Below are 12,336 nucleotides of genomic sequence, written 5' to 3'. Positions count from 1 at the left end.
CCGAAGCGCAGTAGTCAATTCCGTTAGGGTACGCTTCTTGATACTGATTAATGACTTTATTGGCCTGTTGCCGACCTAAATCAAAATAATATTGTAAGTGGCCGCAAGTAATACGCCCTTCCCAATTAGCTAATAACTCAATTAGCCAAAAGCGACTTTCTATTTTATTTTTTATCATCTTGTCGACTTTGTTTTTATTATAATAATGTTATTAAGAGCAAAAAAGTGTCTGAGGTTCAAGTTTATTTAGTCTTAGATGCACAAAATCAGTAGTAGCAACCTAGTGATAGAGCAAATGAGAATAACTCTCGCACTACACAGGAAGTTTATGGTTAAATACGCATATAAAATGACAATTAAGATGCCGCTCTAACTCTCCATTTGGCTGCCGTATAAGATCTAAGGCGCATAGTGAAGCAGAGGGCGACAGCAACAGAGGCTAGGCATGTTTTTTAGTGCGAATAAGAAAAAGGCGACGCAGCTTTCCGCTCAGTTAACTCACTCTCAACAAGAGGTACTGCAGTTAGTCGCTGAAAAGCAGCAACTAGAACAACAGTTACGTGAGCAAGACGCTGAGTTACAGTCTGCTAAAAGTCAGTTGTATTTGGGCCATAAATTGATGTCGGGCTTAGGCCAATTTGGCCATTCACTCTCTGAGCTAAAAGGTTCATTTTCTGAGTTATCGCAAATGCTAGGTACACGACGTGACGAAGCGCTAACAACCCGTGATGAATCTGAGCATGTGCGCGATGGGATGCACACTTTAGTGGATCAGTTAAATGAGGCCAAAGCCCACGCCATGGAGTCGGCCCAACAAATAGGGTCGCTGGAGTCTGACACCAATGGCATCACTAACCTAGTGCATGTGATTGATGGGGTGTCTGAGCAAACGTCATTATTAGCACTTAATGCCAGTATTGAAGCGGCGCGTGCCGGTGAGCATGGTCGGGGCTTTAGTGTGGTAGCCACAGAGGTACGCAGCTTGGCATCGCGCACCAGTGATGCCACTAAAGAGATTGATTCGGTGATTGCCCGTATTCGTAACCAAACCGTGGCGGTCGCCGGTGTGAGCCGTGATAACAGCGTAGAAATGGAACAGCTTGCACAAGAAGCAGAGTCGGCACGAACGCGCTTATTAACACTGATTGAGCTGGCTAACACCTCTTCTAACGCGTTAGGTGATGCGGCTATTTTGTCTGAAATTGAGTTAGCAAATCTAGAAGAGCTAGAAATCAAACTGACTGTGTATCAAATATTATCTGGCCTTTCGAGTGTGCAAGCGGATGCCTTACCTGATGAAACTCAGTGCCGTTTGGGTGAGTGGTATTATCAGGGAAGTGGCCGCGAAAACTATGCGGGTCGTCTAGATTATGCCGCTATTGAAGAGCCACACCGTTTAGTGCATGTTTACGCAAAAGAGGCTGTGCAAGCACACCATGATCAGCGTAACGACGATGCGTTAACGGCACTAACCGCGATGGAAAATAATAACTTGGATGTGATGACCAAGCTGCGCCGCTTGATTAATGGTTAATGAAAAGCAGCGCCGAGCGCTCGGCGTAAAGCGTACCGCGACTAGATAGACACCAACAAAAACACCGCCCATGCAAGCGGTGTTTTTACGTATGGTATACAGCGATTAACGTACGACGCTACTTCGCTACTTTACAGATTGCGCAGGCTTTGAATGCGCTTTTCGAGCGGTGGGTGGCTCATAAACAGCTCGCTGCTGCCGCGGCCAGTAATACCAAAGGCGGCGAGTGAGCCTTCTAACTCTGCTTGTGAACCTTGGCCTAGGCGCTGCAATGCCGCGATCATTTTTTCTTTGCCGACTAAACGTGCAGAGCCTTCGTCGGCACGGTATTCGCGGTAGCGGCTAAACCACATCACAATAATAGACGCTATCATGCCAAACACTAATTCAAGCACCATCACCACACCAAAGTAGGCTAGGCCACCTAAGCCACCGCCCTCTTCATCATCACGGCTCATCGCGCTGCTAATAAGGTTGGCAACAATACGAGCAAAGAACATCACAAAGGTGTTTACCACACCTTGTAGCAAGGTCATTGTGACCATGTCACCGTTGGCAATGTGGCTAACTTCGTGGGCTAATACGGCTTCGGCTTCATCGCGGCTCATGCTATTCATTAAGCCTGATGAAACGGCTACTAATGAGCTGTTGCGACTGGCACCGGTGGCAAAGGCGTTCATGTCGCCTGAGTTATAAATGCCAACTTCTGGCATGCCAATACCGGCTTGTTGCGCTTGGCGAGTGACTGTGGTCAGCAACCAGTGTTCTACTTCATTACGTGGCTGATCAATAATTTGTACATTATAGGCGCGCTTGGCCATCCACTTGGAAATCAGCAGTGAGATAAAAGAGCCGCCAAAACCAAATATCGCACAAAAGACTAATAAGCCGCCAATGCTGTTGCGGTCTATGCCGAGCATCGAAAACACAATGTTTAGCACTACGCCTAGCACCAGCACCACTGCCAAGTTAGTTGCAATAAACAACAAAATGCGTTTCATACTTTTCCTTAAATTAAAGAGTGTTCAAATGGGGGTTAAACTTGTATGTCAGTAATGCGGCCATTTAGCGCCATTTCAAGGTATCACTTAAGAATAATCGTTAAATAATACATCAATATTAAGGTATTGATCGACACTCTCTGTAGGCTTGCCCTCTAACCAAGGGATTTCGCCAAGTAGTGGTGCACTAATACGCTGCTTTAGGGTGTCTACATTTTCTGGGTAATGGCTCATATTCGGTGAGACCTGATTGATCACCCAACCGGCCAGCGTCAGGCCATCCCGTTCAATGGCTTCTAGGGTCAATAACGCATGATTGATACAGCCTAACCGCCCCCCCACCACCAAGATCACTGGCAGCTGCTCTTTTTTCACCCAGTCAGATAAATATTCTTGCTCATTAATGGGTAAGCGCCAGCCCCCCGCACCTTCGACAAAGATCCATTCGGCTTGGTTGGCTTTTAGCGTCGCTAAGCCTGCGCTGAGTTTATCTAGGTTAATGGTCACCCCCGCTTGTGCCGCAGCAATGTGGGGGGCAATAGCGGGGGCGAAGGCATACGGGTTATGTTCTGGATAAAGCACGTCGATGGAAGATGCCTCTTGCAACATTAGGGCGTCTTTATTTTTTAGTTGACCATTAATCAGCTCACAACCCGATGCCACCGGCTTATAACCTGCAACATCTAGGCCGGAGTCTCTTACTGCTTGCATTAGGGCCTCTGTGACTAAGGTTTTGCCCACGTCTGTGTCGGTGCCAGTTACAAAAAAAGTGTTAACCATAAATAACTCCATAAGCCAGTTGGTAGGTGGCCAGGCACTGGCCTTGGGGATTAGTAGGATAGATTAGATTGAGCTGCTGCCAGGTGTTTTTTCCCATTAAACCTGAGCGCTTCCCTTGGGTTACTCGATTTGCCCCTATGCCTTTTAGACTCAACAAGAGATCTTTTAGAGTGGCAAAGCTTAGCTGCTCAGTATCTGCTTGGCATTGCCAACGCTTACCGGTGGCTAACAGGTGCTGCTCTAAACTGGCTTGGCTGATAAAAGCATTAATGGGGTTGGGCTGGCCTTGTTGCTGCCAACAGTCACTGAGCTCTTTTAAGCTGCCCTCTAATAAGGTGGCAAACACTAATACGCCACCGGGTTTAAGGCATTGGCTCCAGTTACACAACCAATTTGCCGGTGAGTGACTCCACTGCATGCATAAATTAGCAAAAATCCAATCAAGGCTGTGTTCAGCTACTGGCGGTGCATCCATGTCACCACAAAGTGCGAGAATTTCAGCTTTACGTTTGGCCTGTTGCAACATTGTCTGTGATAAATCCAGCGCCAGCAATTGTTTGGCGTTAGGCTGCAACAGAGGTAAAAACCAGCCACTACCACAGCCTAAATCTAGTCCTCTCTCGGGCATGCTTTGAGGCGCAGACCGCGTCAGGTGTTCATCAAGCAAGGCCAATAAGGCGTTGCCCGAGCGGCGTTGTAATTCGTTATGTTGCTCATAACTGTGGGCCGCACGGCCAAAAGCAGTGGCCACCTTTTGTTTGTCTATCGAGACAGAGCGGTTCGCTGGAAAATTAGTGGCCATAAGTAATATTGCTTAACCCATTTTAATGCTTAAAGACTAAAGGCGCTCACGCAATGCCGACAGCTAAAGCGCTTAGCAAGGCATTGAGATCTTCTTTGCTGTGAGCGGCACTTAAGGTGATGCGTAATCTGGCGGAGCCTTTAGGTACTGTGGGTGGTCGAATGGCACCCACCCAAAACCCGCGTTCACGCAGCTGGTTCGCTATCTGCATGCAAGCTTGTTCTTCACCCACTAATAATGGCTGAATCGCGGTAGTAGAAGGCATCAGAGTGAGCGGTAACTGAGCGGCTCCGGCTGTAAATTGTGCAATGCGCGCTTGTAACTGTTCTCTGGGTTGATTGGCTGTTTGTACCACACGAACGGCCGCTAAAATGGCCGCCGCTTGCGGCGGCGGCAAGTGGGTGCTGTACACATAACTGCGGGCATGATTATGTAAGTAATCAATCAGTGCCCGACTGCCGCCAATAAAGGCGCCACTCACTCCTAAAGCTTTACCAAAAGTCCCCATATGAACCTGTACACTATCGGCGGCTATGCCCTGCTCACTTAAAGTACCCCGCCCTTGCTTGCCCAGTACGCCTAGGCCGTGAGCATCGTCAATCATGAGCCAGTTTTGGCTGTGTGCGGCAAGTTGACTTAACCCCTGCCAATCGCCTTGGTCGCCGTCCATGCTAAATACGCCCTCTGATACAATGAGCCCACTTTGCGGCTTAAGTTTAGCCGCCAGCTGCGCCATGTCGTTATGAGCAAAACGCTGCATGCGCGCTGGGCTTAACAGGCCGGCTTCTTGCAAAGAGGCATGGTTAAGCCTGTCTTGCCAAAGAGTGTGCTCTTTAGTGAGCAAGGCTTTAATTAGCGCCTGATTAGCCGAAAAACCGGAGCTAAATAGCATGACCGCCTCAAGCCCTAACCAATCAGCCAGCTCAGCTTCAAGCTCGCGATGAATGGCATGGTGACCCACCACTAACGGCGAGGCCACCGCCCCCACGCCAAATTCGTGCGCCGCATGGGCGGTCGCTTTTATCAGCTCAGGCGCTTGGCTTAAGCCTAAATAATCGTTACCGGCAAAGTTTAAATACGCCTTGCCTTGGCTAACTAACTGACGGCCATTCACATTATCAACCGCGGGTAATCGACGGCGCAAGCCCGCCGCCTCCCGCTCTGCCAAGCTTAAATTAAAGGGCATAAATACCTCAGCTGTAAGCTATAAGCCTTAAGCTGTCAGACTAACAAAAATGTCAGAGACCAAGCTTAAAGCGGTCGAATTTTTCATCCAAGTAAGCCACCTCTACAAAATACCAACACAGTGCAGAGCTAAAGATAAAACCTATTTTTGCAACGAAACCCGCGAAATCCACGAAAAGCTCAACATAAGAGCACAATACCTTAATGGTAAAAGCCAGCCCCACATCGGTTGAAGCTGTCTATCTCTTACCATCGAAGTCTCTTTTTAGATCTGATCTCTATTTTTCCGTGTTCTTCTGTGGATTCCGTTGCAGAGAAAGCTTTAATGTTTTTCTTTTAGCTGACCGCTGTGTTTTAGGCTTCGTAGTACAAAGTAGGTTCGGCTTGGGCGGCGAGTTGTTCGTGTAGCTCAATTTCGGCCATTTCGTCTGGCTTTTGACTGATGCCTGAATCTTGATTTAAGCCACTGGGGCGAATGCCTAAGCGTTTAAACAACTGCATGTCGCTGTTTTCATCTGGGTTAGGGGTGGTAAGCAGCTTACAGCCATAAAAGATGGAGTTAGCCCCGGCCATAAAGCACATGGCTTGCATTTGGTCGTTCATTTTTTCACGCCCAGCAGACAAGCGCACATGACTTTGCGGCATTAAAATGCGCGCCACGGCAATGGTGCGAATAAAATCAAAGTCATCTAAGTCAGCTTGATTTTCCATGGGTGTACCTTTGACTTTCACCAACATGTTAATAGGCACACTTTCGGGCTGGCGAGGTAGGTTTGCTAATGCTTGTAATAAGCCGGCGCGATCATCCATGCTTTCGCCTAAGCCGACAATGCCCCCTGCACACACTTTCATGCCGGAGTTACGCACATTTTCAAGCGTATTGAGTCGATCGGCATAGGTGCGGGTGGTAATAATATCGCCGTAAAACTCAGGGCTGGTATCGAGATTGTGGTTGTAATAGTCAAGACCGGCATCAGCTAAGCGCGTGGCTTGTTGGTCGTTAAGCATGCCCAGTGTCATGCAGGTTTCAAGCCCTAACGACTTAACCTCTTGCACCATTTTTTCTAAATACGGCATATCGCGCTCTTTAGGATTACGCCACGCCGCCCCCATGCAAAAGCGGCTAGAGCCATTGGCTTTGGCCTCTTTAGCGCGCTCTATGACTTTTTCCATTTCCATTAAGCGTTCGGTTTCAAGGCCGGTGCTATAACGCGCGCTTTGCGGGCAATATTTGCAATCTTCTGGGCAAGCGCCGGTTTTAATAGAGAGCAAGGTGCTTACCTGCACTTCGTTGGCATCAAAATGTGTACGGTGCACTTGCTGGGCTTCAAACAATAAATCAAATAACGGGCGGTCGAATAAGGCGAGAACTTGCTCACGGCTAATGTGCGCACGATGTAAAGAGGGCTGGCTCATCAACTTACGGGTATCCTTTATGGTTTGGGCGTAAACGAAGTGGGATTGGGTTGGCTAGTGTAAGGCGCAATGCTAACCTGTCAACCATAAATAAACACACGGGTTTACTACTGACTATATTATGACCAACAAGACACCTAATACCACCTCCTCTCTTAGCCAGCACCAATTTGACTTACAACATATATGGCACCCCTATACCTCGCTGACTCGCCCCCTGCCTTGTTATAAGGTAGAACGCGCCGAGGGAGTGTATTTATATTTAGAAGATGGCACCGCTTTAATTGATGGCATGTCGTCTTGGTGGGCCTGTTTACATGGCTACAATGTGCCTCAGCTGAATGCAGCGGTAAATGAGCAGGTCAGCAAAATGGCGCATGTGATGTTTGGTGGTTTAACCCACGACCCGGCCATTGATTTATGCCGTGCTTTAACCGACATATTACCCACAGGGTTAGATCGCTTTTTTATTGCCGATTCAGGATCAGTGTCGGTAGAAGTGGCATTAAAGATGGCTATTCAATATTGGCACGGTAAGGGCACCCCTAAAACGGTATTTGCCGCACTGAATAAGGGCTATCACGGGGACACCTTTGGTGCCATGAGTGTGTGTGATCCTAATGGCGGCATGCACAGTTTATATCAAGGTTTCTTGCCCGAGCATGTATTTATAGAAAGCCCCACCAGCCGGTTTGGCGGTGAGTGGGATCCCGCTGATTTAGCCCCGTTAAGCGCATTATTGGCTAGCCGCCATCATGAATTAGCCGCATTGGTATTAGAGCCCATCGTGCAAGGCGCCGGCGGTATGTGTTTTTATCATCCAGAATACTTGAAGGGCGCGCGGGAGCTATGCAGCCAGTATGATGTGCTATTAATTGTTGATGAAATAGCCACAGGTTTTGGTCGCACCGGTAAGTTATTTGCCTGCGAATGGGCGGATATTACCCCAGATATTATGTGTATTGGTAAGGCACTCACCGGCGGTTATATGACAATGGCCGCCACCATTGCCACCCAGCATGTGGCCAATACTATTTGTGATGGCCCGGCGGGAGTGTTAATGCACGGCCCCACTTTTATGGCTAACCCCTTGGCCTGTGCGGTGGCAAAAGCCAGCTTAGCGCTACTACTCAGCTCACCTTGGCAACAAAGGGTTAATCGTATTGAACAACAATTAGTTAAGGAGTTGGCCCCAGCTTTAGCGCAGACTAGAGTGGCGGATGTCAGGGTGTTGGGCGCGATTGGTGTAATTGAATTGCATCAGCCGCTAGCAGTGGCACAAGTGCAGGCGCAATTAGTCGAGCTTGGGGTGTGGATCCGCCCATTTGGCAAACTGCTTTATATTATGCCGCCCTATATTATTACCCCCGAGCAACTCAGCCAGCTAACGCGCGCTATGCTGGCCGTGTGTGAGGGGTAGCACCGCGAAACACTGCCGATCGTTAAACGCCGTACGCCATGCGCCATACGTTAACGACAAAACACCGGTTTGTCAGGCCACTCCAAGCGTACAGCGTAAGGCTGTACAGCGTATGGTCTAAGGCTTAGCCTCCTTGCTCGGGCTGTACTCTATCACCCGATTGCGGCCCTGCTCTTTGGCTTGATATAAGGCCAAGTCTGCTTTTTTGATCAGGGCATCTAGCCCTTGATCGCAAGCGTCGAGCATGGCTACCCCAATCGAAATGGTAACGCTCATGGTTTCGCCCGAGGGTAACTCAATTTGCAAGTCAGCTATTTCTTGGCGCACACGCTCAGCCACCAGGGCTGCTTGTTCGGGCGAGAGTTCAGGAAGTAGCGCAATAAACTCTTCACCGCCAAAGCGAGCAAAAACATCTAAGTCTCGTAGGCTGTGATCAACGGTGCTGGCCAGTCGTTTAAGTACCACGTCACCACCATCGTGGCCGTACGTATCATTCACTCGCTTAAAGTAGTCGATATCAAACATTAGTATTGCAAGCGGATGTTGATAACGCACAGCACGCTTAAACTCTAAGCTGGCACGCTCATAAAAGTGACGCCGATTACTGATATTAGTGAGTGCATCAATGTTGGCCAATGTTGCTAGCTTTTTCTCAAGCTCTATGCGGTCGGTAATATCAAACACGCTGGTGCGGGCCACGGCAAAATGACCACTTTGATCGTTTAGCGCCGTCGCTGAGCTTGAGACATAAAAGGTAGCACCATCTTTACATTGCATTTCTAACACTACACTTTCTATCTGCTCTTTGGTTTTTAAGGCATCAAAAAACTCCTGAAAGCGCATTTGGCTCTCGGGGGTTAAAAACGATATAAATGGCTGACCCAATACTTCTTCTCGCGAATAGCCTAGCCACTCAAGTTCGGTTTGATTAATGCGAATAAAATCACCCTTAGCATCAAGACTGTGATAGCCACAAGGAGCATTGTCGTACAGATCACTCAGCACCTCATTCAGCTCTTTTTGCTCACGCGAGCGCATTTTTTGCTGGGCAGTAACAATAGCAATTAATAGTGCCGCTCCCGCAAGTAAACACACCACTAACGCCACCAAGGATTGCCCCAAGGGCTGATATAAGAAAGAGCGTGACTGAATTAACTCATAAGGCACAAAAATCACCAGCTTCCAGTCGGTATTAGCCATCGACTGCGGAGCAAATAACGGGTAATGCTCGGCTTTAAAATGTGCATGTTGAGAATCAGCAAAATTAAAAGGCTTAATACTCTGAAAGCGAAACAGCCCTTGTTCGGTGGCAATAGTGCCAGACGCCGCAGCCGATATTTCAGCCCAGGCTTTTGGGTAAGTACGCGCAAAAGTATGCTCAGGGCGCCCCAAATCAGCCCCCCATTCGTTACTGCGCTCATGATTACTTAACCAGTACCCTTCTGGGTCTATTAGCATACCTTGTTGATCAACTCGTCGTGACATTTGTCGACGAAAGCTCTCTAGCATGCCCTTAGCAAGATAATTAAGTACCAGTACTCCGGCTCGCTCACCATTGCGGTCTAATATGGGTGTAGAAAAGCGCAGCATAGGCTTATGCGGTAGCTCAATTTGGCCTTGTTCTATATTAAGATCGAGGCGCGATACAAATACTTGATTGTCGGCTAAGTCTTTCGCTTCAGTAAAGTAATAACGTTGTGATTTATCTTGTAGCTCGGCTTGCGCAACAACTGTTCCTTGACCTTGTTCTAAATTAATTCGAACCAGTTCATAGCCAGAATTATCTAACAGGCGAATTTGATCAAAGCGATGAAAGTTAGTGGAGACATTGTTAAAAAAAGTTTCTAGGGCGACCCGTTGCTCTGGCCGCCCGTGTGTGACGTAATCGATTAATGGTGCCGCGTCTGCCATCATGGTCATTAAATGCAGCTGTTCGTACATTTCTTTTTGAATCATCTGACTGGCGGCCACCACAGACGTTTCTTCATTGGCCAATATTCTATCTTGCAGCCCCTGATAATACTGAGCATAAATAGGATAGGTGATGGCCAACACTAATGCTGACAGCAGAGAAAACAGCAGGATAAAACGCGTAAATATCATTCTGTATAGAAGTCCGAACTAGGATTGATAACAAATCAGCAAGCAGAAAATAGAGCCATGATTAAAATGGCTCCATCATTAAGTAAATACTAAAGCTAAGCTTTTACATGTTAACACATGAAGCTCATCGCGCTAGCGCGGCGAGAAAGTAATCAGCAGTAATGTGAACAGACTAGCAGCAGCCAGCATCACTAAATAAACTTTAAGGTATTGTAGATGACGGCGCCCTTTAAGGTGCACTAAAGTAAAAGTGGTCACCGCAACCCCTAAGGCTCCCGCAATACCGGCATAAACCCAAAATAGATGCAAAGTGAGCCACTGCGCTCTCACACTAATATCTTGATAGCGTAAATAACCAAACTCTTGTTCCGGTCGGCCATAGTGAAATAGCACCAATAACAGAATGTAAAGTACCCAGCCGCCGACCGTCATCGCAATCAGTAACTTGCTTAACCAATTAAAACGCCGCGCTGCCATCGCCGCCTCCTACTGCAACTTTTTGCTTGAGTCCTGAGTTTACACGGGTAACATTAGTCGCCTTAATGCACTTATTATATCAGCAATGGCTGATTTTAGTTAACGCTGGAGAGCGATTTCACATGACCCACGCATCTGTAACTGATGTGCTGGCGGGTAAATATCCCGTTGGTACCACCCTTACCGTTAAGGGATGGATTCGTACTCGCCGTGATTCTAAGGCGGGTATTTCGTTTTTGGCCATCCACGATGGTAGCTGCTTTAATCCGGTGCAGGCTGTGGTACCCAATAGCGTCGAGAATTATCAGTCTGAGGTGATACGCTTAACCACCGGCTGCTCTGTTGAAGTCACCGGTACTGTAGACGCCTCTCAAGGTAAGGGTCAGAACTTTGAACTGCAAGCCACAGAGGTCAAGGTGATTGGCTGGATAGAAGATCCCGACAGCTACCCTATGGCTGCTAAGCGCCATTCTATTGAGTACTTGCGCGAATATGCACATTTGCGCCCTCGTACCAATATGATGGGCGCCGTGACCCGTGTGCGTAACTGCTTAGCCCAAGCCATTCACCGCTTTTTCCATGAGAACGGTTATGCATGGGTTGCCACGCCCCTGATCACCGCCTCTGACTGTGAAGGGGCCGGTGAAATGTTTCGGGTATCGACCCTCGATCTGGAAAACCTGCCACGCACCGAGCAAGGCGCCGTGGACTTTGGTGAAGACTTCTTTGGTAAAGAAACCTTTTTAACGGTATCAGGCCAGCTAAACGCCGAAGCTTATGCCTGTGCCATGAGCAAGGTCTATACCTTTGGTCCCACTTTTAGGGCTGAAAACTCTAATACCAGCCGTCACTTAGCCGAGTTTTGGATGGTAGAGCCTGAAGTGGCGTTTGCTGATTTAGATGAGGTCGCCCACCTTGCCGAACACATGCTGAAATACGTGTTTAATGCGGTATTAACCGAGCGTATGGATGACATGGAGTTTTTCGCGCAGCGTATTGATAAAGACGCTATCACTCGCTTGCAAGACTTTGTCAGCAAAGACTTTGCCCAGGTTGATTACACAGACGCCGTTGAAATCTTAATCAACAGTGGTAAGAAGTTTGAGTTTGCCGTGGAATGGGGCATTGATTTGTCGTCTGAGCACGAACGTTATTTAGCAGAACAGCACTTTAAAGCGCCAGTGGTGGTTAAAAACTATCCGAAAGACATTAAGTCTTTCTACATGAAGCTCAACGACGACGGTAAAACCGTGGCCGCCATGGATGTATTAGCTCCTGGCATTGGTGAGATTATTGGTGGTTCACAGCGTGAAGAGGTACTAGAAGTACTGGATGCGCGCATGGTGGAAATGGGCTTAAACCCTGAAGATTACGGTTGGTACCGTGACTTGCGCCGTTACGGCACTGTGCCACACTCAGGCTTTGGTTTAGGCTTTGAGCGCTTAATTGCTTATGTCACCGGCATGGGCAACGTACGCGATGTGATCCCCTTCCCTCGCACGCCACGCCACGCCGATTTTTAAGCGATAGTTTATATTCGCCTAAAAAAGCAAAACCCCGCAACTGCGGGGTTTTTTATTATCCGCGCCTGCGAAAAAAGCACTACCTTTATCGCAGA

10 protein-coding genes are annotated in these 12,336 nt (G+C 48.1%); 3 read left to right on the top strand and 7 right to left on the bottom strand.

Annotated elements, in window-relative coordinates; all coding sequences use genetic code 11:
• Window positions 1–445: 445 nt before the first annotated feature.
• The gene (locus ACTHY5_RS08920) at window positions 446–1,534 is read left to right on the top strand and encodes a methyl-accepting chemotaxis protein (protein ID WP_441878832.1); all 1,089 of its coding nucleotides are present in this window, start codon (window positions 446–448) and stop codon (window positions 1,532–1,534) included.
• A 131-nt stretch (window positions 1,535–1,665) separates the two neighbouring features.
• Here ACTHY5_RS08920 and htpX read toward each other — a convergent pair whose 3' ends face one another.
• The 5 genes from htpX to bioB all read right to left on the bottom strand — a co-directional run bounded on the left by htpX (window position 1,666) and on the right by bioB (window position 6,718).
• Complete coding sequence (htpX, locus tag ACTHY5_RS08915; RefSeq protein WP_441878830.1) at window positions 1,666–2,535, bottom strand: protease HtpX; 870 nt, start codon at window positions 2,533–2,535, stop codon at window positions 1,666–1,668.
• An 87-nt stretch (window positions 2,536–2,622) separates the two neighbouring features.
• Entirely contained in the window at window positions 2,623–3,315 is a 693-nt protein-coding gene (gene bioD / locus ACTHY5_RS08910) for a dethiobiotin synthase (protein ID WP_441878828.1), read from the bottom strand.
• Window positions 3,308–4,117, bottom strand: a complete 810-nt coding sequence (gene bioC / locus ACTHY5_RS08905; protein WP_441878826.1) for a malonyl-ACP O-methyltransferase BioC — start codon at window positions 4,115–4,117, stop codon at window positions 3,308–3,310. The genes bioD and bioC overlap by 8 nt, the downstream gene beginning before the upstream one ends.
• A gap of 46 nt (window positions 4,118–4,163) precedes the next feature.
• Complete coding sequence (gene bioF, locus ACTHY5_RS08900) at window positions 4,164–5,303, bottom strand: 8-amino-7-oxononanoate synthase (protein ID WP_441878824.1); 1,140 nt, start codon at window positions 5,301–5,303, stop codon at window positions 4,164–4,166.
• Window positions 5,304–5,656: 353 nt separating this feature from the next.
• Entirely contained in the window at window positions 5,657–6,718 is a 1,062-nt protein-coding gene (gene bioB / locus ACTHY5_RS08895) for a biotin synthase BioB (protein ID WP_441878822.1), read from the bottom strand.
• A 121-nt stretch (window positions 6,719–6,839) separates the two neighbouring features.
• On the opposite strand from bioB, the gene bioA reads away from it, so the two are divergent.
• On the top strand, window positions 6,840–8,138 hold the full coding sequence (gene bioA / locus ACTHY5_RS08890; protein WP_441878820.1) for an adenosylmethionine--8-amino-7-oxononanoate transaminase: 1,299 nt from the start codon (window positions 6,840–6,842) through the stop codon (window positions 8,136–8,138).
• 117 nt (window positions 8,139–8,255) lie between these two features.
• Here the strand turns inward: bioA and ACTHY5_RS08885 are convergent, their stop codons facing one another.
• Together ACTHY5_RS08885 and ACTHY5_RS08880 are read right to left on the bottom strand one after the other, a co-directional pair.
• A complete protein-coding gene (locus ACTHY5_RS08885) occupies window positions 8,256–10,241 on the bottom strand; it encodes a sensor domain-containing diguanylate cyclase (RefSeq protein ID WP_441878818.1) in 1,986 nt (661 codons plus the stop codon).
• A gap of 132 nt (window positions 10,242–10,373) precedes the next feature.
• Window positions 10,374–10,718 (bottom strand): hypothetical protein, encoded by a 345-nt coding sequence (locus ACTHY5_RS08880; RefSeq protein WP_441878816.1) that lies wholly within the window; start codon window positions 10,716–10,718, stop codon window positions 10,374–10,376.
• A gap of 122 nt (window positions 10,719–10,840) precedes the next feature.
• Between ACTHY5_RS08880 and asnS the strand changes: the two genes are divergently transcribed.
• Window positions 10,841–12,241 carry an asparagine--tRNA ligase gene (gene asnS, locus ACTHY5_RS08875; RefSeq protein WP_441878814.1) on the top strand — a complete coding sequence of 467 codons (1,401 nt, stop codon included), beginning with the start codon at window positions 10,841–10,843 and terminating at the stop codon, window positions 12,239–12,241.
• The last annotated feature ends 95 nt before the right edge of the window (window positions 12,242–12,336 follow it).

This window comes from Oceanisphaera sp. (genome assembly GCF_052084945.1).
Taxonomy (GTDB): Bacteria; Pseudomonadota; Gammaproteobacteria; order Enterobacterales; family Aeromonadaceae; genus Oceanimonas.
Note: the sequence above shows the minus strand (reverse complement) of the source record. Positions and strands in the feature narration are given on the sequence as shown.